Below are 23903 nucleotides of genomic sequence, written 5' to 3' on the forward strand. Positions count from 1 at the left end.
TATCGATTTAAAGCAATACACCTGAGACATTTAATGTGAAAATCATCTGCGAAGTGTTCTTAAACAAACCGGGAGACCGCATCAAAAAAATGGCCTTCATGAGAGGTATGAAAGCCAAAATCTATAGATTCCAACAAAAAAGTAATCTTCATTTTAATATAATGTAGGGGTAGGAGGGCAGGCAACAGCATCTATGAATCTTGGATCAATCCCATAGAATTGCCAGAAGGCACCATTCCATCGATATCCAGATACTTCACCATATTCAACACGAGTGGGGTAAAACCAGAATTGGTCCCCATTTCTAAGCCATACATAAGTGTTTTGATACACACAGTCAATCATATACGATACAGAAGGTTTTGACGGTACGTAAGGTGGAGGAGGAAATTGTGGAGCCATAGTTCCCTCAGGTTGGAAAAATCCCAAATATTTTCACTCCTTTGATATTGATTTTAAACATTATATGTAAAATAAAAGTAAATGGATTCTTGAACGAGACTGTACACAATTGATGTACCTAAACTTTAGAGGGATATAAGTACTCTCTTTAACTATTAAGCAGAATCATGATTAAAGCTATGTTAGATATGTTGTTAGGAGGTTAAATATGAGGAAAGCAAAAGTATACCTATATGATAAAAATTGGATAATCGCTTTTAGCCAGGAATCTGAACTCATTAAAGGAATATTTGGTGGAGAGTTATTGAATATTTACCACATCGGGAGCACGTCCATTCCTGGTATGGCTGCCAAACCAATTATAGATATTTTGATTGAGGTACAAGAAATTAATACTGTGGATTCTTTTAATAGGGAAATGAAAAAGTTGGGGTACATCCCCAGAGGAGAAAATGGAATTAAAAATAGACGCTATTTTGTAAAAGAGAAGGATGACAAAAGAACTCATCATATACATATCTATCAAACCGGGGCAAAAGAAATCATAAAACATTTAGCATTTAGAGATTATTTAATTGAAAATCAAACCGAAGCCGAACAATATAAGGTTATCAAACAAGAAATCTCTCAAATCTACCCACATAACGTCAAATTATATCAGGAACAGAAATCTTTAGTTGTTAATAATTTAACGGAAAAAGCATTGCTTTGGGCTGGCAGGAACAAAAAAACATCTGTTACGGGCTTTATTTTGCGTGAAAAAGAAACAAACAACTTTGAGCTTTTATCGCTGTCCTTTCAATCGATCCCAAACGCATCATGGCGTGTACCGGGAGGGGGCGTAGAGAAAAACGAAAACTTAGTTGATGCACTGTATAGAGAAATTAAGGAAGAAACAGGATTAATTGACCTAACCCTAATTCGAGAGATGGGTGTGCTTCATTACTACAAACCTTATATTAAACGAATTGTAGAAAGACACGACTTTCTTCTCCTAGCACCCCCGAACACAGCAGACTCCTGGAACCACATCGTTACGGGAAAGGATAAAGATCAAGGAATGGTATTTGAATATAAATGGTTAAGAGAAAATGACTTCCTGAATATAGATGGGGAATTAAGAAGCTTCCTTATACCTAAATATATTCCTGAGTTATTCGATTAAAAAGACTAATAGTTACAAAGATAAATTTTGGTATTGTGTTTTCTATTCGGTAAACTCACCATTAAAAAAATTCTCTCTTCATTGTGTTTCGTTTCCACAATAAAAAAATGAACCTTTCCCAAAAGTCATTTGTTTATAGAGTATAACGGAAAGAAAGGAGTGGCCTGGATTGACGGAAAGAGAGCTATTTGATTCGTATAACAAGGATGTATACCGAACGTGTTATTACATGCTGCGTAACGCACAAGATGCGGAAGATCTCTGTCATGATGTATTTGTCACCGTTTTTCGCCAAGATTGGCGAAGGGTAGAACATATACGCGCCTGGATTCTGCGCATCACAATGAATCACTGCTTAAATCTTCTAAAAAAGAATCAGACAAAGCAGAAAAAGCAAAATCAAGTCCAATTATTCCATGAGCAGACTACTGGATCGGTTAAATCCGTAGATACCATCGTCATGGAAAAAGCAGTTACGGAAGAATGGGAAGAATTGCTAAATCAGCTTCCAGATAAGCTGATGGCCGTCATTACGCTACGTTATATAGGAGAGCTATCTATTAAGGAAATTGCCGAAATTCTAAAGATTCCTGTGGGCACCGTGAAGTCAAGAAGTAACAAAGCCTTGAAAATCCTACGCAAAAAACTTGAACACAATCACAACTATTGGTTGAAGGGAGAGAGCCGATATGGAACGCATTGAGAAAGAGCTTAAAAATGCGCTAAAATCTTCAAATAATGTACCATATCCAGACTTTGATGGAATGTGGAGCAGTATCCAGCGGGACGAATTAAGGGATGCAAGCGTAGAACCAATTGCGTTACGCTCGCGGAAAAGAAAGCGATTTGTTATGGTGGCAGGACTGTCGATAGCGTTGTTGGCTACACCGGTTTATGCAGCTCTTACTTATGATTGGTCTAACATTCTTACCTATAGACAGGGTATTGAGTCTGCCCTAGAACAAGGCCTTGGACAAACCATAGAACAGTCCGTTACAAAGGATGGTATAACGTTAACCGTACATACCGCATTTAGCGATGATAACAGAACTTTCCTGCTTTACACTTTGAAACCTGACTCATCATGGGATGGAAAGAATATAAGCTTTGATCGAATCGGATTGAAGGATGAGAAAGGGAACTTCATTGAGGGTTATTATTCTGTACAGGACTGGGATGAGGAGCGTGGTCTATTTCAAGGTTACTTCGAGACCGATTGGATTGTGGACGGACAGTCGGCCAATGTTGCATTTTCCGTGGAGAATATGCAATTCATGGATGAGGGGAAACAGTCCATCAACTATGACCCCAACAATTCTAATACGCAAGAGTTCCCAATTCAAAAGGATGGGATTGGCAGCGTGACCTTGAAATCTTTTGAACAAGCCGAAGATCGTGTATTACTTCAATCATCCATTACGTTTACAAATCCTGAAATGAAGAACAAAAGCTGGGTGCGCATTCAAGCAAACAATGAACGAAATGAGCCGATTCGGGAAGCTGAAACTTCAAGGTTCGGATTTCCGGGAGCATCCGGAGAATACCTAAGAAGCCAGCAAATTTTTAAAACTGATACTTTACGTGCTGAAGGAACCAAATTCCAGCTTGCTTATAATCATATACTAGAAACCGTTGAGGGAACTTGGAGCTTGGATCTAGCTCTATCTAAAAGTAAATTGGAAAATGGATCGTTTAGAGAGGTGTTGAATATCCCTCTGGATGATATGTCTGCTGGAACGGTAGTGCAGGAAATGACAGTTACCCCAACCCAAATCCGCCTGATTCTTGCTCATAAACAAAAATACACTCGTGTTCCTTACATGGATTATCAACTAGATGTAGGTGGGACTCTATTAAGTGGAAGTATGTGGAATCTAAATGTACCTGGACAACCCGACAAAACGGAAATACGCTTTGAAATGGACGGACTTGATTGGGCTTCTCTGGCTGAACAACCTGTGAGCCTAATAGCTAAACACCGTGTTGATGAATTTAAAGGCGATGAAAAACCAATCAGGTTGACAGACATATCAAGTGAACAACAAAGCATAACTACCCATATAGCAGGATACCCGGTGACATGGACTTATTATTTGAAAGACAAAAATCTATATATAGAATCATTTAGTTCAGACAAAAAGTTTGGTGGAGTCAATCAAACCTATTATCTGCATGGTAAAGATAAAAACTATGGAATGCCCGAGATACTGGGGTTAATGGGCGATGGAAGTAATAAAAATATGGATGTTTATGAAAACTTCGACAGGACAGAGCTCGATATTTACATTTCGAATTATACTACCAATAAACCAAATGATGAGATGCGCGTTCAGCTTAAGGCAGGAAAATAACCTTTTAAAAGTGATATGAGGAAAGTTTGTTATTGGCTAGAGATATTAATTAAAATTCAGAATAGATCCAAAAACATTTCATACCCATCTAATTTCATTAAGCTTTACTCAAATTAGATGGGTTTCTCTTTTAAGAGATTCAGCTTTTATATTATGCTTTCAAATAAACAAGCAGCAAATTAAAAAATTCGAAGGGAGGGTCCAATAATGGAATTATTCCTCCAGGTGAAGTGACTCAATCATTTTAGTAACGGGTAAATAATGCACTTTGCATTGATAAGTTCCCTCAGACAAATAGCTGTAGGTATCACCATTTTCCTTGGCATTCATTACTATAAATTATCATAACGGTATACCCATTTTTAATTAACAAACATATTAGTTTGGATTATTACAATATTTCTCGGCTTAAATACAATAACAAACCTAATATCTCAAAGTAAGAAAGAAAGGTGTGTTATGACACCATTATCATGTATCGCGTTTTTCTTATGTTTGTTTATAGCTCTATCATACTAATGTTATCATCCTTGCATTTCTTAGTTAACTAACTGGGCGTGTCTTAAAGAAGAAACTCGACTTTTCTGTTGAACTTATTAAAAGTGACAGATTCTTTAATAATGTTAATGGATATTAATTGAGGAATCTGTTTATCAACAATCGGCAGTCATTTGAGGAGATGGCTGCTTTTTATTTTGCTTTGAAAAGTTGCAACTAACAGTTAAAAAGGAATTAGTCGGCAGCGACATAAAAAGTGAATGAGAAGGAATTTTTAAGGCGAATTTGAGGGTTTAATTATAAGTGATTATGGTAAAAATATGCAGTAGATGGATTATTTGTTAATAATGTAAAAGTGTAGTTGCGTACTTGGGTTGTGAAAGTAGAGCGATGATTGACTGACTTGTTTGGAGCAGTGGGCATTATCGAGTTTCTCCTGATCCCTTATGTTAGTGCTTGCTGCTGCAAATAAATTAAAGTCAAATGATTGGAAAAAATTATGTGATGGGAGAAAAAATATGAATAAAAATTTCAAGTTATTGTACGATATTAAACAAATTAAAAAGTTCTTTAAAGAAGCGTTGTATCTTGATATTTACGACGAACATACCATGGGTTACTATGTGAAAAATAACACGAATGAATTAAGTGTATCGGAACTGGAAATTATGAAGAAGACAATTCAAGAAGTAATTGAAGGCGGAAAAACAATTCAATCCTTCTTTATAAGTATATTTAACAGCATAATTGCACTTCTTTCTGTGCTTATAGCTTCTTATATATCAGGATATGTACTAATTACTAATATACTGATAGAAGGGGAAGCAGCAGAAGCAATTGCTTATTTAAAAGAGTTTCTGATGTTTATCAGCATTTTTGGCATTGTATATATACTCCTCTTGGCCTTCTATTTATATTGGAAAAACAGAGTAGGAAGAATGAGAATTAAATTATACGATACAGTTAAAATAACAATCAATATGAAGAACAATATTTTCTAGTGTAAATCTATTGAGTATGGAATACTAAAAGCACGAACGTTGCCATATCAACGTTCGATGCTTCTTGAATGGAATTATCAACTTCGAAGTGCCAGAGAAATACATAATATTGAAAGTAACGTTTATTTTATTGATTATCTATAATCTTTGGTGTTAATATCTGGAGATTAACCAAGCGTAACCAACCATCTGAAAACAGTGACAGTTTTTAAAAATTGCTAATTGATTCTAATGCGGATTATAGCCTATAAAGGGTTCGCTTCTCCCCGCTTCTTTATACAGATGCGTATATGTGACTTATATAAACCCGGCTAAAGTTGGAATGCTGAATTTAGCGCATTTACTCATCATCAACCTAAAATCATACCCATTGACAACCCGAAATTCAATAAATGATAATGTTAACAATTGTGGGTGAAGAAATGAACAATTCCATTAAAATTTTAGTAATTGAAGATGATGAGGATATTAATATACTATTATGCAACATTGCCAGTCAAAATGGATACAGTGCGAAGGCTGCTTATTCCGGTAGGGATTCTACAACGCATTTTGGAATTAATTGTATAAAAAGAGCATTTCCAACAAGGATTTGCTCTTTTTTTGTGGAATAAATTATATTAACGAAGCTTATTTTAATTTCTGATACTAGGAGGAATGAGATGAATATAAGGCTTGCTGAAGCAAAAGACGTTGATCAATTAATGAGAATGCGATGGGATTTTACACTTGAGCATGATGAAAGTAAAATGAACTGTTCTTTTACGAAGTATGAGACGGAATTTCAGTCATTTTTCAAAAAGGCTTTAACTAGTGGTCAATGGTTTGTTTGGGTAGTAGAAGAAGCCGGAAAGATTGTTTCCCATATATACATTGAATTAATACATAAAGTGCCTCGGCCAGGCAGAGTTACACATCCCTTTGTATATATGACAAATGTTTATACTGTGCCGGAATACCGAAATATGGGCGTTGGAAGTAAACTGCTTAGCTTCATTAATAATTGGATCCAAGAAAACGAATATGAGTTTGTTATCGTATGGCCAAGTGATGAAGCGATGCCCTTTTATAAGAAAAATGGCTATGTTCATTGTAAGGAGCCCATGGAATATCTTCCGAGCTGAAGGGGATAGGATAATGTGTAACATATGCAGACAAAATAAAAACCCGGAAATAATTCCGGGTCTGATTACACTACATTTTTAAATCCATGACACGTCTGCCTCGCTTTCGCATTTTTAATCTTAAGATTGGCCTAAGATAATATTGCTTCAGCTTATTCAGTTAGATGGTCCTTCAGAGAAAACGATCATTCGCACTCATCGGGTTAACCCTCCCAAGTCACTGGATTAGAAGTGAAATCTCTATTAGTATGAACGGAAACTTATAATACATACGTAAAAAAATAAAAAACCCGGAACTAATTCCGGGTGTGATTACACTACATTTTTGTATCCATGACACGTCTGCCTCGCTTTCGCATTTTAACCTTAAGATTAACCTAAGATAATATTGCTTCAGCTATTCAGTTAGATGGTTCTTCCTTAGAGAAAACGATCATTCGCACTCATCGGGTTAACCCTCCCAGGTCACTGGATTAGAAGTGAAATCTCTAATAGTATAAGCCGAATATCATTTTTCATACGAACTTTTAATAGGAAATTTGGTTATTTGAAACGAGCGGTGATATTACAAACCGATAACTTTAAAATGGGTATTACGTTTACAATTAATTACAGGCTAAAATAAAAAAACCCGGAATAGATTCCGGGTCTGATTACACATGTATCCACGATTTTAGTCAGATTTCCTTAGAGATAACGCTCATTCGCACTCATCGGGTTAACCCTCCCAATTCATTGGACTTAAAGTGAAATCTCTAATAGTATAATCGGATTAATATATTTCATACGCAAAAAATAAAAACCCGGAATAAATTCCGGGCTGATTACACAAGATCCACGATTTTAGTTAGATTTCCTTAGAGAAAACGATCAATCGCACTCATCGGGTTAACCCTCCCAATTCATTGGACTAGAAGTGAAATCTCTGATAGTATGGACCGATTATTATTTCCCATACATTCTTTAAGGGAAATCTAAATGGAATTTAAAAAACTGTCCATCATATTGAGATTTATTATGGACCAGCTCAATATTGTCGAGATTTTGAAGGAGCTTATAAATCGGACCGGAAATGGGAGTGCTTAACTATGATAAAACGTATGGTTACAAAGGAAATGTTGGTTGATAACCCATATGAAAAATGGAACCAATTCATTGATTTGCTTGCAATGGAAGAATGCGGTGATTTAACAGAACTACAAAAGGTTGCACACCTTTGCTTTTGGTATGATATTGAAGTCCAAAATGGAGGACATTTACAATATTTTTTAAATCGAGGCACGAAATTAGTGAAAGAAAGCGTAAATGCGCTTAAAACAATTGGTGCAAATTCACAAGCTGCTATTTTAACGAAGGCACTCAACATTTTCACTACAATGGAGCTAACGAAAGCTGATAGTGTGGATGAATATATTGAGATGGCAGAAGAGGGGAAATTCCTGGAACTGGATTTAGAGTATTATGCAATCGAGCCAGCAATCGATGACTATTTAGAACAATATTTAGAAAAATATGAAACGGAATTTGTTTTAATAAAGGAATGATTCTCCATACATAGAACAAATTTAGGATAAAATGATTCACCAGGGAAAACATAATTTTGGTGATGAAAATGAAGAAACTAATAGCAATACTAATGGGGCTAACCTTTACCTTAACACTATTTCAGCCTGTAAATGCTGCAACTGTTATTGTTAGAAATGGAAGCGAATTTGTTATCGCATATTTTGTGAAGAATGATGAAAACCGGGCAAGGACATATCTTGCTTCAAATGTATCCATCCCTGAACTCCGAACTCCCAACTAACTTTTCAGTATAATAACATGCTTTATTCTATTCGCATGGAGAGTGAAGAGGATGTGACTTTTCAGGCAGAGGATTATCTCAAAATTGCTAATTCTATGGACTATAGATGATGGCGGTAATCCAAGAAGGATTACCGCCAATTTTTATTAGCTGTTCGAAAGTGCTTGTTCAGCCGAATTTTTATCTTTATTTAAAGCTAAATAAACAATCATTATTAGGATACATAGTGCACCGATCCATTGGAAGACCCCAAAAGGCACTTTTAGCCAAAATACGGTAGTTAAAACAGCTGCCAATGGTTCTATACTTCCTAAAAGACTTGATTCTTTAGGAGCTAGACTTTGTAGACTTTCAATATAAAACCAAAACGCAATCATGGTACCAAAAATAATAACAAACACTAAATAAAAATAACCTTCAATAGTAAAGCTGTTTAAGTTAATTTGCCATGGGGGATGGATAAAGCTTAATGCAAAACCTCCGATAATCATCGCCCAGCCAACAATGACGAGCGAATCGAAATGCTTTAGTAAGGGAATCGCATATAACGTATAGAACGCCAAGGCCACACCCGATAAGACACCCCAAATAATCGCAAGTGAGGGCACTGAAAATTGTGAAATGGAGCCATTGGTTAATAATAAAAAGCACCCAATTAAAGCGAGTGATACAGTGTATAAATCTTTTCGTGCAAGAACACTTTGTTTACGAAAGATCAAGTAAATGATAATCATGACAGGTGCTAAATATTGTAATAGTGTTGCGACTGCAGCATTCCCATGTTTGATCGAAGCCATATAGGTATACTGGACGCCCAGCATACCCACTAATCCAAAAATGATTAAATGTATGGCAGTTCTTCTATTTTTCCAAACGCCTAATATTTGCGAACGTTCTTTACCGACAAATTGAACAGCTAAAAGTAATACACCCGCGATAAGTAGCCGGGTCGTTACAAGCCAATTAACATCGACTCCATAATGTTGAAATAATTTTTGTGCGACGGTACCACCAATCCCCCAAAATACGGCTCCTATAATCACCAGAACCATCCCTTTATTTCTATTCATCTTTAAATTCTCCATCCTTTAAATATAAAAATAGTATTATAATATCTTTAGGATAAATGAAAAATCATTTGATTGATACGTCAATCGAATTAAAAAGTATAAGGATATTGAGGTGGATCGTGCAAATAACAGATTTTAGCGTTGACCAAAATTTAAAAGAATTGACGGAGCATCGTACTGTTGTGTTGCCAGTTGCCTGTTATGTAACGACCATAAGCGAGAATATTAATGGCTATATACCACTTCACTGGCATGATGAACTTCAATTTATTCACGTTGTGAAAGGGACAGCCAATTTTCAAATAAATGAAGAACCAGTTGCCATTCGAGAAGGAGAGGGCCTATTTATCAATAGTGGCTGTTTGCATATGGCAAAGGATGAGAATAGTACGGGTTGTGTTTATATTTGTTTAAATGTATCTCCTAATTTCGTTGTATCGCATGAACTCTTTACGACATTTGTGTCTCCGTATATTCAAGCGACTAATCTTCAATATTTACACTTAGTACCAAAAGATGCTTGGGCAAGTAATATCTTGGAATCCATAAGGACGATTGAACAGTACATCCACCAAAGCCAGCCATTCTATGAAATTGAGGTAAGTATAGAATTAACATCCATTTGGAAGAATCTTGTAAAAAATGGGATTCAACTGGAGTTTAAAGAGAGGGAAACGCTAAAGAACCAAAGGATGAAGAGAATGCTAAATTGGATTCACCAACACTATGCTGAAAAAATTCTTCTAGAGGATATTGCACTAGCAGGGCAATTAAGTCGTTCCGAATGCTGCCGATATTTCAAACGATATTTAAACAAGTCACCATTGAACTACGTGACCGATTATCGAATCCAAAAAAGCCAAATATTATTACAACAACCTCAGTACAGTGTAACAGATGTCGCCTATCAAGTAGGGTTTAACAGCACCAGTTACTTCATCGAGAAGTTTCGAAAAGCAATGAACATGACCCCATTTGAATATAAAAAATATAGAAATTGATTCACACATTTAACTAATGAGTGCTTTATCCAAGAAGGATTAAAGCTCTTTTTATTGAAGTTATTTAATAGTGTAGTAGCTTGTGAGTTAATCGTTATCCACCAAAAAATATAAAAGGGGGGATAGCGAATTGTGTAATCAATTTACTCTATTGGTATATGAAGAAAAAACCTGCCTCGCCATGATTCACCTGGAATAGAGAGACTAAAAAAGCCTCCAGTCGAAGAAGTACCAGAGGATATTAGGAGTTATTTAATTAAACTATCTGCATCCATTCTTTCTAGAATCTCTTTATTTCAAGTTTATGCTATAAATAACTTATTTTACTTTAATGCTACAATAAAATATACGACCACAGATATTTCTGCGGCCGCATATTTTTATCAAGAAATAAATGTTATTTATGAATTAATAAACTCCATATTTTCTACAATTGTCGATATTCCTAAACCACCAGCGATACAAAGTGTTACTAAACCATATCGTTTATTTGTCCGCTTTAATTCATGAACTAATTTGGTCATTAGAATCGCGCCTGTCGCACCAATGGGATGACCTAGGGCAATGGCGCCGCCGTTAGGGTTTACTTTTTCAATATCTAAGCCGAGCTCCTGAATACAAGCTAAGCTTTGGGCAGCGAAAGCCTCATTTAACTCAATAATATCTAAATCCTCAACTGTTAAGTTTGCTTGGGCAAGTGCTTTTCGTGTAGCTAACACTGGACCTAGCCCCATAAGAACGGGATCGCACCCTGAAGCTGATTGTGCAATAACACGCACGAGCGGAGTCAGTCCATGAGCCAAGGCTTTTTCCTCACTCATCACTAACACTGCTGCAGCGCCATCATTACGTCCGCTAGCATTTCCTGCAGTAACTGTTCCACCTTCTTTAAAGACCGCCTTAAGCTTAGCCAAAGCAACTATTTCAGAAAGACGGGGATGTTCATCTTGTTCAAATACAGTTTGGGATTTTCTCATCTTCACAGTATAAGGAATGATCTGCTCTTTAAAATAGCCGTTTTCAATCGCATTAGCTGCTTTTTGTTGGGAGGTAAATGCAAATATATCCTGTTGTTCTCTTGAAATAGAGTATTTTTCGGCCAAGTTTTCAGCCGTCCATCCCATAGTGATATCGCCATATTGATCGTAGGGTTGTGAGCCAGCTTGACTCGCTACGTTGGGGTCTTTGAATTGTACATTGCCGGCACCTACACCAAAACGCATACCGTTCACATAGTAAGGAGCAGTACTCATAGACTCGGTACCCCCTGCGATAAGGATATCGCCATAACCCGCTTGAATCTGCTGAACGGCATTATTAAACGCTTGCAATCCAGATCCACATTGCCGATGAACCGTATATGAGGGTATATGATGCGGGAAATTTGCCCGTAATGAAGCAACGCGTGCAACATTCGATAAATCTGCACTTTGTTTTGCCTGCCCTAAAATTATCTCATCAACCGAGTCTTTACTGATTCCTGTCCGTTCGATTAATGCTTCTAAAACCGCAGCAGCAAGATAATCTGCTTGTTCATTGATGAGTGTACCACCAAGTTTTCCAATGGCCAGCCGAACCGCATCTACAATTACAACATTCTTCATTAACCCTTCCTCCTTTACAACTGCACGATAAAGTCAGCTTCTGTTTGGCGCTCCACTTCTTGTAAAGCTGCACCATTCATTAACTCTATTAGATTCAATCTTCCATCGATAACTTTAAATACTGCTAGTTCGGTCACGATCATGTCTACTTGACGTGTAGAGGTAATTGGATACGTGCATTTTTTTAATAGTTTGCTGGAACCATCTTTTGATGTATGGCTCATTGTCACGATTACTTTTCGGGCACCTACTAACAAATCCATTGCGCCGCCGACACCGATGATATTTTTACCGGGAACCGACCAATTGGCAATTATTCCTGTTTCATCGACTTGTAAAGCGCCTAAAATGGCGATATCAATATGCGACCCGCGTATCATAGCAAAAGATTCAGCACTGTCAAAGAATGATGCACCCAGACCCTGACCGACTGGTAATTTACCTGCGTTTACCAGGTTCGGATCAATATAACCTTCATGTACATCTGTGACACCCAATAAACCATTTTCTGTATGGAAGGAGATGGAAGGGTCGAGAGCGTATTGTGAGACTAAGGTTGGAATGCCAATCCCAAGATTTACAACACTTGACGCTTGAATTTCCTGTGCTACACGGGCTGCGATTGAATGTTGAATTTGTTCTTTAGACAATACGGTACTCATCGGCTGATCACTCCTTCTCTTGTTAAAACCCTTTTCGTTTCAATGATGGCATCAACAAACAGATGAGGTGTGACGATTTCTTCCGGATTAAGCTCACCTGGTTCAACAATTTCATCGACTTCCGCAACGACATAATCTGCAGCTGTCGCCATTAAAGGATTAAAATTACGGGCAGTTTTGTAATATACTAAATTGCCAAGAGTATCTGCTTTATGTGCACGTATGAGGGCCACCTGGCCGCGAATCGGCTTTTCTAGAACATAGAGTTCGCCATCAATTTCACGCTGTTCTTTTCCTTCTGCCAATGCTGTACCAACAGCTGTTTTCGTATAAAAACCGCCTATGCCGGCGCCTCCTGCCCGCAACGCTTCTGATAAAGTGCCTTGGGGGAGGAGAGTTAATTGAAGATCACCTTTTTGATAGAAAGTGCCAACATCACGATTACTAGTAAAATATGACCCAATCGCATGTGTAATTTTATGTTGATTAAGCAGTAAGCCAAGACCTTTACCAGACTCACCCAGATTGTTGGAAACAATAGTTAGGTCTTTTACTTCTTTTTCTGTTAAACCTTCAATAAGCGTTAGGGGGGCACCAACTAGTCCAAACCCTCCCACGAGGATTCTATCACCATTTTGAATAGGCAGAAGTGCTTCCTCTACAGTCTCTTTAATCTTTGACAAACAAAATCCCACCTTAATATTTCTCTATTTTCTATAAATAAATTGCATTATTAACCTTATAGTTGTACACTATGTGTACATATATACACAATGTGTACAACTACATCTTACGTGGGGGCTTAAATGATGTCAAATAAAAATTCTGAAAATTTTAAACAAAGTAAAGATTACGTTCAATCAATCGATCGAATGTTCCAAATCTTAAATACGTTCACTCCGGATAAGCCATCCCTTTCTACTAGTGAAATTGCACAAATTACCGGTTTAAGCAGACCTACTGTGAGAAGGATTCTTTTAACATTAGAATATTTAGGGTATGTAAAATCAGACCATGCAACATTTTCACTTACAATGAAAATTATCGAGCTAAGTTCCGTTTACCTGACTTCCCAGGCATCCGTTTGGCAAATGACCCAGCCACTTATGGAAGCATTCACTCAAGAAACAGGAGAATCAAGCTCCATCTCGATTCTGGAGGACGATAAGATTCTTTATGTTGCTCGCGTATCTAAAAAGAGAATTATGTCACTTAACTTGGAAGTTGGCTCTACTTTGCCTGCAGTCTCAACGTCCATGGGCCAAGTTTTGCTGGCTTACTTGTCACAAGAAGAATTAGATAAACGTTTAAACAAAATAAAATTTGAGAAATTCACAGAAAACTCAATTGTTGATAAAGAAGAACTTTATAAAGTCTTAAGGGGCATACGAGAGAAGGGGTGGGGAGGAGTTGATCAGCAATTGGAGGAAGGTGTTCGTTCAATTGCAGTACCTATTCGAAAACTAAATGGTGAAGTGGTTGCCGCTATTAATTGTTCTGTTCATGCAGGGCGTGTTTCCAAACAACGTTTACTGGAAGAGTTTTTACCCAAGCTACAGGAGCTGGCACATCAGGTTGAGAAAATTGTAAGTATTCGATGATTGCAGAGTTGTAAAGCAATAATTTAAACCTTCAGTAGCGTTTTATTCATACTAAAGGGTAGAGTAGTCACATTTATGAAGTAATTTTTAATAAAAAAAATTTTCAGAAAAGTATTGTCTCGAAGAAGCATACTTGTTATCCTTAAATTACGTTTAATCGTATAGCGTACTTTAGTACGAAATGCGTACATTGGGGAGGGGTTAAATGGAAACGCATACAAGTGAAAGAGTAGCGGCAACTACAGTAGAAGCAGCACCAGATTATTTATTGACGCCGCCAGAAACAATGGGACAGAGACTTAAGAAGGTAGGCCCAGGGATTGTAGTAGCAGCAACTGGGGTTGGGACTGCTGACTTAATCACATCAATAGTAATCGGAACACAATTTGGCATGACCTTTATATGGGCAATATTAGTCGGGTCCATACTGAAATACTTCTTAAATGAAGGGGTAGGCAGATGGCATTTAGCTTCTGAACGCACGATGGTACAAGGGTGGCAGCAGCTTGGTAAATGGGCAACTGGATATTTTGGTGTCTATTCAATTCTTTGGGGATTTGTTTACGGAGCAACGGCCGCATCAACATGTGCAATGGCCTTGTATGCAGTGTTCCCAGTTATACCATTATGGGCATGGGCAGCAATTCATGCAGTGGCCGGATTTTTACTTGTTTGGTTTGGTAAGTACCATGTAGTTGAAAAAGTAATGACAGTGTTAATTGGAATAATGTTTCTTACCATTATTGGAACAGCATTATTGTTCTTACCAAGCTTTGGAGAATTCATGAGTGGCTTTGTTCCGCGTGTGCCAGACGGTTCATTCATGCTGATGATGGGCTTGATCGGCGGAGTAGGAGGAACAATTACAATGGCTTCGTACGGTTATTGGTTAGCTGAGAAGAAATGGTCAGGTCCAAAATGGGTGTCGACTATGCGTCTGGATTCAAAAGTCGCTTATACTTTAACAGCTATCTTTACAATTGCTGGTTTAGTTATTGGTGCTCAATTCCTATTCGGGACAGACGTTAATCTTCGAGGCGATCAAGGACTTATTGATTTAGCTGGACTTCTTGGTCAAGAGTTTGGCGAGCCGATGAAATGGGTATTTTTAGTTGCCTTTTGGTCAGCTGCCTTTTCATCATTATTAGGTGTGTGGAATGGGGTTCCGTATTTATTTGCAGACTTTGTACAAACGATTCGCCAAAAAAAGGATGCACCACGTAAGCAAGTTCAAGAGACAGATAAAGCATATCGTTTCTTTTTATTCTGGTTAACATTCCCGCCAATGATCCTATATTTCTTCGGGAAACCAGTAGAACTAGTTATTCTTTATGGGGCACTTGGATCTTTATTTATGCCATTCTTAGCAATCTCACTTTTAGTACTATTGAACTCTAAGAAAATTGATCAGCCGTTACGTAATAAAACATTACCTAATGTTGTCTTAGTGGCATGTGTTGCAATGTTTGTGTACCTAGGTGGTTCGGAACTGATTAATATTTTATTTAAGTAAAAATTTTTTGCTCGTAAATCTATTAAATTAACAGTAAGCGTCAATCCATCCAGGGTTGATGCTTACTTTTTGTTAATTCTTTTTTTTGACTAATTGTTTATAATGATGAAAACCAAAAGGGGGAGCACGCTTTCAATTGGGCTGCTAATGCTCCTATTCTTGGAACGCTTACGAATAACGTACAGCTTACTCCTTTAAAGGTCTTAAAGCATTCGTTTGATTGATGAAAATAAAGGCATCATATCTGCTGCCGACTCTGGAAGGAACATAATTTCCGTAAGCTTCAAATTCCGGATTATACACAACACCTATCGCGCGATGGCCGATCCAGTCATTGAATAGTTCACGATTTTCTTTATTAAAAAGCAGGATTTTATCGTCAGCATCAGCAGCATGGAGCTGTCCTTCCCAAGTACTGAGTTTCGAAGGCGGTACGTCAATAACTTCCAAGGGATCTCCCCAGCTATCTGCGGCAATCACAGTACCTTCATAAGTACCGAACCCAATGGCAAATGTATTGTCCATGCCATATTGCTCTCGCATTAATTGGCCAACGTTGATTAAATCATCGTCCTTCATATCTGTTTGGGAAGCATCTCCAATATGTGTGTTATGTTCCCAAATGATGATTTTTGTATCTTCTCCATGATACTTCATTAATTCATTAATCGCTTCGACCATGTGCGAGTCGCGGGTATTCCAGGATTTTGCATCCTGCATCATTGCTCGGTAATAGGCTTCTGCATTTTTGGCAACAAGAGCATTCATGATGACATTTAAGTCCTCTTCATGTACGTCTGAGTATTGTTCTTCATGATTTCGCAAGGATTTCAGCAAGGTTGAAACTTCACTTATACATTCACCTGTAAAGTGAGCTGTGGAAAGAGCATAATGTTCCGGCATCCTGTTGTATGGTTCAAAGCAGGAAAAAGCCTTTTTTGCATGTTCCAAGTCTACCTTGTACTGAGGATTTTCTGACAAAAATTTCAGCACCTCATCAATGGATTCGTAAAGACTGTAAAGGTCGATTCCATAAAAACCAACCTTTTCATCCAATGATTTATTTTTCTCCTTTAGCCACTCTGTAACCGCTTCGACTTCTTCATTTGCCCACATCCAGCTCGGCCAACGATTAAAAGATTTCACGAGCATCTCTTTTGCAGTTTTATCTTCATCTTCGTAGCCTTTTACATATCGATTGATAGCCTGAACTGAAGGCCAATCTCCTTCAACCGCTATAACATTAAAGCCTTTTTGTTCAATCAGCCTTTTGGAGAACTCTGCACGGATTGTGTAAAACTCTGATGTTCCATGGGATGCTTCGCCAATCATAACAATTCGGGCATTGCCAATTGCCTCGAGCATCTTGTCCAAACTTTCGTCATTCAATGGAAGGGCCTGATCTTTAATGGCATTGATTAATTTTCTTGTCATCTTATGTCGCTCCTTTCTAGCTTTAGCTTACCCAAGCCAGGCTTTGGGAAACACGATAAAGAGCATTTCTGCAAGTGAATTTACACTGGAGGATATAATGTTTAAGAAAGTTATTTGAGCAAGTTAATGCTATAATTTGGACAAGGGGTAGGGAGGTTTTTCCTTGAAACAAACCATTGTTTTAGCTTCTTATTTTCTAATCGCAAGCGTACTTACTTATTTTGTTGAGATAATCTTATCTCTTTTTATTGGTAGCATTTTATTTACTGCTGCTGATGCACCGCCTGGAGATATTTCAGAGTCAAGCAAATTATTTTACAGTGTAGGACTACCTGTTGTTTATGGCTTTTTCCTGTTTGGGCTGTCTTATTTTATTAGCCATATAGTTGAAAGCTTCAGCATTCGTACGATGAGTATAGGAGTATTATTCCATATAATCATTGTTATTTATCTGATTTGGAATGTTGTACCAGATGCTTTTTAGTGAAGACTTAGAAGGGTTATTGTCTTTTTTGAAGTTGAATTAAAGGAGAAATACTATTGAAGCAGCATACCTATAACTGAAAGAGAGATGATTTTTCATGAATTCACAAATAACAACGAAACTTCAAATACGTAAGTCAGCCAATGAGGTATTTGAAGCGATAGTGGACCCGGAAAAAATCGGACATTACTGGTTCACATCGAGTTCTGACAGATGGGAAGAAGGAAAGACGGTTACATTACGATATGATGAATACAATGCAGAAGGACTCATTAATGTGATGGAAGTCGAACTGAACAAAAAAATCATCTTTTCATGGGGTACAGAATTCGGTGAGGAAACAGTTGTAACCATTATTCTAAACGAGTTGGACTCGACGAATACGATGATAGAGGTAAAGGAAGCGGGTTTTAATGAAAAAGACCCAGAGATAGTAAACAAAATGCTTGGACAAAAAGAAGGCTGGGTCTATACCTTAACTTGTTTGAAGGCTTACTTGGAAAATGGCATAAATAATTTAAGAGCTTCTTTGATTCATTAAGTAAGGTAGCTAAATAACAACGAACAGCTTAGCGGGTTTGCTAGGCTGTTTTCTATTATTTCATTCTGATTTATGAGCACAACTTCATATGAAATGGTTACTAACATCATTTTTCCTCCATACTATGTTTGAGGTGGAAAGATGACAATTATACGACTGGGGTATGTTGCAATGAGCATGGAACTTAAGAATGCATCGCCATCCCAAACAATGACCTTTGCTCAATTTCAGAAGATTGATGATCGTGAAGCGGCAATCCGCAAATTGGAGCAAATTACACTGAAGAATTTAGAAAATACACATAGGCTACTGAAAAATAACTTTTTTAATGAAATTCATTTTTATCGCTTAACTTCTCGACTCATTCCATTAGCCAACCATGAAGCACTTCTTGATTGGGATTACATGCGTCCGATTAGGAATAAACTGCTAGAAGTGGGAGAATATGCAACAAAAAATAACATGAGAATCGATTTCCATCCAGATCATTTTGTTGTTCTCAATTCTGACAAAAAAGACGTATTTATTAGCTCCATAAAAAACTTAAAACTGCACTACTTGCTGCTCAAAGGAATGAAAATTGATCCTACACATCGTTGTGTGCTCCATGTGGGTGGAAAATACATGGAAACGGAAAAATCCTTAGAGAGCTTTATTGATAATTGGGGAGATGTTCCAACAGGCATTCAGAAGATGATTATGCTTGAAAATGATGATAAATCCTTCACGCTGAACGATACGCTGTATTTATGCGAGAAATTAGGAATTCCGCTTGTGTTTGACTATCATCACCATCTTGCCCACCATCAAAATGAACGCTGGGAAGAGAATTGGGACCGTGTTTTGGCAACGTGGAGTGATTCACCCCTTCCTATTAAAATGCATATTTCAAGTCCAAAAAGTGAATCTGAATTCCGTCATCACTCAGATTATATAGATGTGGACATGTTTTTTAGGTTTTTAAAAGAAGTGAAAGGGACAGTCCCGCAAATCGATTGCATGATTGAAGCCAAAAAGAAGGACGAAGCACTTTTTACTTTAATGAATGAAATTAAAAAAAGAGATGACATTGAAGTGATTGATGGATCCTCATTCTATTTAAAATAGTATTAATACAAAAAGAGTCGTCTAACCATTGAGACAACTCTTTTTTGTTAAGCTAATATCCCAAAAGTAATACCTCTATGTGATTGATGTTTCAGACATTCTCACTTGAAACTGCTTTGTTAAAAGTAATGACAGGATTAGTAGAAACTCCAGTATATTCGTAATTGGGAAGTTCTTAATCCATATACCTAACAAACTGCCGAAAATCATGACAAGTGTTCCAGTCAATAGCCAAGGAAAACGAAATTTTTTAAGTAAAATGATTCCCACAATGACAAGTACTACTGTAACCAAAATCACCATGACTGGACCAGCAGATTCAACACTTTCATAGCTTAAGAGTCCATTTTCTTCCTTAGCCCTTAACTCTAGACCAATGACCGAAGTAAAGAGTTCATAAACAACTAACCCCAACGTTATGAAACTGAAAATGACTTTCCAATATGTCTTTTTGGCCCAAATTAAACCTAGATTAGAACAAATACCAAAAGCAAACAGAACGAGTGTAGGTGTGAAAAGGGCATGTAAACAGAAACGCGCATAACTTAATCCTTCGAGTAGTTCTCCTTCACCAATAAAACTTCCAGCTGCAATGATTAGATTATCATAAATAAGCCCGACGATAACGAGCAAAAGCACATTGGTCAGATTCCAGATATCCTTTTTTGACAGAATCAGTCCCCATACTAAAAGACCAAGATATCCAAAAGCAAGAAGGAAGTAAATAAATGTATTCATAGAATCACTCCTTCTTCTATTGTTACCCATTTTGATTGAAATACAACTAATGGGATGGCAATTAACTTTTTTTAGCTCAATTTAGGTTGTCATACTTGTCCTTAGAGAACGATTGAAGAATTATTGAATATTAAATTAATAGTTAGTTTTGTTTATCAATAATTAGTAATTAATGGTAAAATAATGAAATGTTACATAGGGGGAATGGGATATGAAGTCGATAACAGTTTATCATTATGATGCTTTTAGTAATGAACCTAATAAGGGAAATCCTGCAGGTGTAGTTTTGCACGGCGAGGAAATGACGGATGCAGAAATGCAGGAGATAGCTTTCAGAATTGGCTTTAATGAGACGGCTTTTGCAATTAAATCGGATGTTGCTGATCTTAGAATACGATATTTTACACCGGGTCATGAGATGAATTTATGTGGTCACGGAACCATTGCAACTGTCTATGCTCTGAAAAGTAAAGGGTTATTGGGAGAAAAAACTGATATAACAATTGAAACAAAAGCCGGTATTCTTCCTGTTAAAATTAACACATCTGTTGATGGCGAAATTTTTATAACAATGAAACAGGCTTCCCCCGAGTTCAAGGAATTTACAGGTTCAAGAGAGGACTTAGCGACCTCAATAGGATTAAAAGAATCCGATCTTCATGCTAATTATCCGATCCTTTATGGAAGTACAGGTACTTGGACCCTGTTAATACCCATCAAAGAACTTGATTCTTTTCAAAAAATGGAGCCCGATAATAAGATGTTTCCAGAAATTTTAAAGGAAATGCCTAAATCATCACTTCATCCTTTTTGTTTGGAAACGTATGACCCTAATGCTGATATGCATGCCCGACACTTCTCTTCACCCTATTCAGGAACTATCGAGGATGCTGTAACAGGGACTGCTTCAGGCGTAATGGGGGCATTTTATGCAACATATATAAATAACAATTTTAAGAATTCTCTAAAACTTATAGTTGAGCAAGGTCATGAAATGAAAAAAGATGGCCGCGTTGAAGTACATGTACAAAAAAGCGAAGAATCATTTGACATCCAAATTACAGGGAACGCTGTTTATGTTAAAGATATGAAGGTTTTATTAGAAGATTGAAAATCTATATTCGTGTTGGAGTGAGCTTATGGGTTACATAATGGATCTAAGAAATGTAGTCGGAAGTAGACCTCTTATTATGGCTGGAGCATGTGTCCTTTTAATAGATGAAGAGAATAGGCTATTATTGCAGCTTCGTCAGGACAATAATTGCTGGGGCTTAGCCGGTGGTTCATTGGAGTTAGGGGAGTCTTTGGAACAAGTGGCTAAAAGAGAACTGTTTGAAGAAACCGGTTTGATTGCGAACAACTTAACATTATTTAATATCTATTCTGGAGAGGAATTCTATTATAAATATCCTCATGGAGATGAGGTTTATAATGTCGTAGCAGCTTACATATGCAAGGATTATCATGGTGAAGTAAAACGAGAACATAGTGAAGTTCAAGAATTGAAATTCTTCCATCTAAATGAACTTCCATCCGATATAAGTCCACCTGATTTACCTATTATAAATGCTTATATTCAGTATGTTGGCAAAGAGCATTAATTCAAGAAGGATTTAGACCCCAGGAACATTGGGGAAAACTGATAAACTGGGCAATTAGAATTGGACTTTCTCCACCTTAAGAATCCTTTATAGATATATCTTTAGATAACCCGGATGTAGTTGAACCAAATCGTTGTCGGCATGATGCATGTGTCACAGTCCCTAAAGATTTATTTGTGCCTATTCTAAGAAGAATAACTTGATTCAATAGTTTCTTTAACAAGGAGGAAGAAGTATTGAAAATCATAGATACATTCCCAGCATTCACGAAAGAGGCAACTTTAGAACGACTAAGACAATATCACGAAAATTATCCTGAGATATTTAATGAGTATTTTTCATATCACTGCAAAAATACAGATGAAAGGCTCCACAAAGCAATTGAAAAATACCCGAATGATTGGGATTCCATCAATAAAGTACATCAGTCTATCGAACATTTATTAGAAGAAATTGTACAAAATTATCAAACCAAGTATCAATTAGACTTCCCAATTACGGTAAATCTAATAATCGGGGCTTATGGTACCAATGCTTATACGCACCGTGAAATCATACCGGATATAACTTTTGCGATGGAAAAACTATCTTTTGAAGCGGATCCTTTGCGAATAATTATAGCGCACGAATTTGGTCATGTTGCACATAATATCCTATCAGATGGGCATGGGATGGATTGGAAAACCGTACATTGGAATCATCCCTATATCTGGTTACTGCAAGAAGGAGCAGCAACGCATTTCTCAAAGCAGATTATACCGAACCTAAACGAATCCATCTATTTTTCTTATAATAATGCTGGAGATGAATGGCTACAATTTGCGAAGGACAATAAAAGGGGAATTATAAGTAGGTTTGTAAAAGATATAAATAGTGGAAAATCGAGTATGGAAGTTTTCAAAGAATGGTTTTCCATAAATGGTGGGTCGACATTTGGCTATTCGAGACTTGCATATTTTATAGCTGATTGTTTTTTTCAGGATAGAGTCAATGAAATAGGAGAATTGAATACTTTACTATTGTGGAAAAATGAAGATTACTTCTCGGTGGCGGATGCATGGTTAGGGAGTTGTGTACCTGCAAAAAATTAAAGTTGCTTATTTAAAGTTTTCCGTACATCCAGGGGGTAGCTATTATTGAAAAAAATAGTAATTTTATTAAGTATTTTCTGTTCATTAGGTTTGGCTGCCTGCAACAATAATCAAGAGGCAATCGAAGAAATTGAAATTCACGAAATGATAAATTTTGAGGAAGAAAAACCGAATACACAACAAATTATATCTGATGCAAAGGATGTTAGAATCCTAGAGAAAGTATTTAATAAAGCTAGAGAGCTAGGCGACTTTGAAGACAATAGGATTCCCCCGCAATATAAGGTGAAGTTAGGCAATAAACAATATTACCTGTGGGTTGATGCAACAGAAACAGGAACCATAGCCACTATTGAAGATAGAAGTTTTTTTTATAACATTGGGACTAGTGAAGAATTTAAAGAGATTATAAACTTTCAAGGACAAAAATAACTGAGAGTACATGTGAAAGTAGGGGAAACCAATGGAATTATATCAAGCTACAATGGAAGATTTAGAAGGAACGTCACATCTATTTAACTTATATCGGATATTTTATAAAAAAGACTCAAATTTAGAAGGTGCTGGAGATTACATTAAAGAACGTATTGATAGAAAGGATTCAGTCATATTTGTTGTAAAAGATAATGATAAATATATCGGTTTTACTCAACTATATCCAACCTTCTCCTCTATATCCATGAAAAGAGCCTGGATACTAAACGATCTATATGTAGTTGAGGAGGCCAGGAAAGCAGGAGTGGGGGAAATGCTCTTAAATAAAGCAAGGGACTTCGCCAAGGAAACAGGTGCTAAAAGTCTAAGCCTTAGTACAGCAATAAATAATAATTCTGCACAAAAGCTATATGAAAAAAATGGTTATAAAAGGGATATTGAATTCTATCATTATGAATTAGATTTGATAGAGTAAAAATTGAAGTTCGAAAAAAGTTTAATTAACTTAGCCATTTGGGACATTGATTCGGTAAGGATTGATGTTCTTTTTGTTTGCACTTCTCGAAATGGATAAAATATGAAACGACTTTGCGAAATTTTTCGTCCTAAAAAGGAACATTACAATAGGGGGTAATTATAAGGTATTCAAGACAACATCTTAAACAAGGTGGGG

25 protein-coding genes and 1 pseudogene are annotated in these 23903 nt (G+C 36.9%); 19 read left to right on the forward strand and 7 right to left on the reverse strand.

From position 1 onward, the window contains the following. Positions 1-153 precede the first annotated feature (153 nt). Positions 154-429 (reverse strand): transporter, encoded by a 276-nt coding sequence (locus ACFQU5_RS10610; RefSeq protein ID WP_390287544.1) that lies wholly within the window; start codon positions 427-429, stop codon positions 154-156. 181 nt (positions 430-610) lie between these two features. On the opposite strand from ACFQU5_RS10610, the gene ACFQU5_RS10615 reads away from it, so the two are divergent. From ACFQU5_RS10615 to ACFQU5_RS10645, 7 genes are all read left to right on the forward strand, one after another. Next, complete coding sequence (locus ACFQU5_RS10615) at positions 611-1567, forward strand: GrpB family protein (protein ID WP_390287546.1); 957 nt, start codon at positions 611-613, stop codon at positions 1565-1567. 169 nt (positions 1568-1736) lie between these two features. Continuing rightward, complete coding sequence (locus tag ACFQU5_RS10620) at positions 1737-2270, forward strand: RNA polymerase sigma factor (RefSeq protein ID WP_390287548.1); 534 nt, start codon at positions 1737-1739, stop codon at positions 2268-2270. Beyond that, entirely contained in the window at positions 2257-3918 is a 1662-nt protein-coding gene (locus tag ACFQU5_RS10625) for a DUF4179 domain-containing protein (RefSeq protein ID WP_390287550.1), read from the forward strand. The genes ACFQU5_RS10620 and ACFQU5_RS10625 overlap by 14 nt, the downstream gene beginning before the upstream one ends. 1016 nt (positions 3919-4934) lie before the next feature. Then, on the forward strand, positions 4935-5417 hold the full coding sequence (locus ACFQU5_RS10630) for a hypothetical protein (RefSeq protein ID WP_390287552.1): 483 nt from the start codon (positions 4935-4937) through the stop codon (positions 5415-5417). 662 nt (positions 5418-6079) lie between these two features. After that, entirely contained in the window at positions 6080-6541 is a 462-nt protein-coding gene (locus ACFQU5_RS10635; RefSeq protein WP_390287553.1) for a GNAT family N-acetyltransferase, read from the forward strand. A 1088-nt stretch (positions 6542-7629) separates the two neighbouring features. Further along, positions 7630-8085 carry a DMP19 family protein gene (locus tag ACFQU5_RS10640; RefSeq protein ID WP_390287555.1) on the forward strand — a complete coding sequence of 152 codons (456 nt, stop codon included), beginning with the start codon at positions 7630-7632 and terminating at the stop codon, positions 8083-8085. Positions 8086-8153: 68 nt separating this feature from the next. Beyond that, positions 8154-8348: a hypothetical protein gene (locus ACFQU5_RS10645; protein ID WP_390287557.1), complete on the forward strand. Its 195-nt coding sequence runs from the start codon at positions 8154-8156 to the stop codon at positions 8346-8348. 146 nt (positions 8349-8494) lie between these two features. On the opposite strand, the gene ACFQU5_RS10650 is transcribed toward ACFQU5_RS10645, so the two are convergent. Next, positions 8495-9418 carry an EamA family transporter gene (locus ACFQU5_RS10650; protein WP_390287559.1) on the reverse strand — a complete coding sequence of 308 codons (924 nt, stop codon included), beginning with the start codon at positions 9416-9418 and terminating at the stop codon, positions 8495-8497. Positions 9419-9537: 119 nt separating this feature from the next. Between ACFQU5_RS10650 and ACFQU5_RS10655 the strand changes: the two genes are divergently transcribed. Beyond that, entirely contained in the window at positions 9538-10419 is an 882-nt protein-coding gene (locus ACFQU5_RS10655) for a helix-turn-helix domain-containing protein (protein WP_390287561.1), read from the forward strand. A gap of 401 nt (positions 10420-10820) precedes the next feature. Here ACFQU5_RS10655 and ACFQU5_RS10660 read toward each other — a convergent pair whose 3' ends face one another. From ACFQU5_RS10660 to ACFQU5_RS10670, 3 genes are read right to left on the reverse strand one after another with little or no spacing between them, the layout of a single operon-like run. Further along, positions 10821-12023 (reverse strand): thiolase family protein, encoded by a 1203-nt coding sequence (locus ACFQU5_RS10660; protein WP_390287563.1) that lies wholly within the window; start codon positions 12021-12023, stop codon positions 10821-10823. A gap of 14 nt (positions 12024-12037) precedes the next feature. Continuing rightward, the gene (locus tag ACFQU5_RS10665; protein ID WP_390287565.1) at positions 12038-12685 is read right to left on the reverse strand and encodes a 3-oxoacid CoA-transferase subunit B; all 648 of its coding nucleotides are present in this window, start codon (positions 12683-12685) and stop codon (positions 12038-12040) included. Then, positions 12682-13368 (reverse strand): CoA transferase subunit A, encoded by a 687-nt coding sequence (locus ACFQU5_RS10670; RefSeq protein WP_390287567.1) that lies wholly within the window; start codon positions 13366-13368, stop codon positions 12682-12684. Before ACFQU5_RS10670 ends, ACFQU5_RS10665 begins: the two co-directional genes overlap by 4 nt. 126 nt (positions 13369-13494) lie before the next feature. Between ACFQU5_RS10670 and ACFQU5_RS10675 the strand changes: the two genes are divergently transcribed. Both ACFQU5_RS10675 and ACFQU5_RS10680 read left to right on the forward strand, forming a co-directional pair. Further along, the gene (locus tag ACFQU5_RS10675; RefSeq protein WP_390287569.1) at positions 13495-14286 is read left to right on the forward strand and encodes an IclR family transcriptional regulator domain-containing protein; all 792 of its coding nucleotides are present in this window, start codon (positions 13495-13497) and stop codon (positions 14284-14286) included. Between the two features lie 205 nt (positions 14287-14491). Next, positions 14492-15799: an Nramp family divalent metal transporter gene (locus ACFQU5_RS10680; protein WP_390287571.1), complete on the forward strand. Its 1308-nt coding sequence runs from the start codon at positions 14492-14494 to the stop codon at positions 15797-15799. Between the two features lie 186 nt (positions 15800-15985). On the opposite strand, the gene ACFQU5_RS10685 is transcribed toward ACFQU5_RS10680, so the two are convergent. Beyond that, entirely contained in the window at positions 15986-17233 is a 1248-nt protein-coding gene (locus ACFQU5_RS10685) for an erythromycin esterase family protein (RefSeq protein ID WP_390287573.1), read from the reverse strand. A gap of 163 nt (positions 17234-17396) precedes the next feature. Between ACFQU5_RS10685 and ACFQU5_RS10690 the strand changes: the two genes are divergently transcribed. The 3 genes from ACFQU5_RS10690 (at position 17397) to uvsE (ending at position 19365) form a co-directional block, all read left to right on the forward strand. Next, positions 17397-17717, forward strand: a complete 321-nt coding sequence (locus tag ACFQU5_RS10690) for a hypothetical protein (protein WP_390287575.1) — start codon at positions 17397-17399, stop codon at positions 17715-17717. 97 nt (positions 17718-17814) lie between these two features. After that, complete coding sequence (locus ACFQU5_RS10695; protein WP_390287577.1) at positions 17815-18258, forward strand: SRPBCC family protein; 444 nt, start codon at positions 17815-17817, stop codon at positions 18256-18258. 141 nt (positions 18259-18399) lie between these two features. Next, positions 18400-19365, forward strand: a complete 966-nt coding sequence (gene uvsE / locus ACFQU5_RS10700) for a UV DNA damage repair endonuclease UvsE (protein ID WP_390287579.1) — start codon at positions 18400-18402, stop codon at positions 19363-19365. A 75-nt stretch (positions 19366-19440) separates the two neighbouring features. Here the strand turns inward: uvsE and ACFQU5_RS10705 are convergent, their stop codons facing one another. Then, positions 19441-20103 (reverse strand): phospholipid phosphatase, encoded by a 663-nt coding sequence (locus ACFQU5_RS10705; protein ID WP_390287581.1) that lies wholly within the window; start codon positions 20101-20103, stop codon positions 19441-19443. A gap of 211 nt (positions 20104-20314) precedes the next feature. On the opposite strand from ACFQU5_RS10705, the gene ACFQU5_RS10710 reads away from it, so the two are divergent. From ACFQU5_RS10710 to ACFQU5_RS10735, 6 genes and pseudogenes are all read left to right on the forward strand, one after another. Continuing rightward, positions 20315-21214: a PhzF family phenazine biosynthesis isomerase gene (locus ACFQU5_RS10710; protein ID WP_390287583.1), complete on the forward strand. Its 900-nt coding sequence runs from the start codon at positions 20315-20317 to the stop codon at positions 21212-21214. Positions 21215-21242: 28 nt separating this feature from the next. Further along, a complete protein-coding gene (locus tag ACFQU5_RS10715) occupies positions 21243-21704 on the forward strand; it encodes an NUDIX hydrolase (RefSeq protein ID WP_390287585.1) in 462 nt (153 codons plus the stop codon). An 11-nt stretch (positions 21705-21715) separates the two neighbouring features. Then, a pseudogene (locus ACFQU5_RS10720) lies at positions 21716-21874 on the forward strand (GyrI-like domain-containing protein); the annotation flags it as partial. Positions 21875-21940: 66 nt separating this feature from the next. Next, entirely contained in the window at positions 21941-22795 is an 855-nt protein-coding gene (locus tag ACFQU5_RS10725) for a hypothetical protein (RefSeq protein ID WP_390287587.1), read from the forward strand. Between the two features lie 45 nt (positions 22796-22840). Then, a complete protein-coding gene (locus tag ACFQU5_RS10730; protein ID WP_390287589.1) occupies positions 22841-23227 on the forward strand; it encodes a YhfM domain-containing protein in 387 nt (128 codons plus the stop codon). Between the two features lie 31 nt (positions 23228-23258). After that, positions 23259-23705, forward strand: a complete 447-nt coding sequence (locus tag ACFQU5_RS10735; protein ID WP_390287591.1) for a GNAT family N-acetyltransferase — start codon at positions 23259-23261, stop codon at positions 23703-23705. Positions 23706-23903: the final 198 nt, after the last annotated feature.

The organism is Ureibacillus sp. GCM10028918, from assembly GCF_042666115.1.
Lineage (GTDB): Bacteria > Bacillota > Bacilli > Bacillales_A > Planococcaceae > Ureibacillus.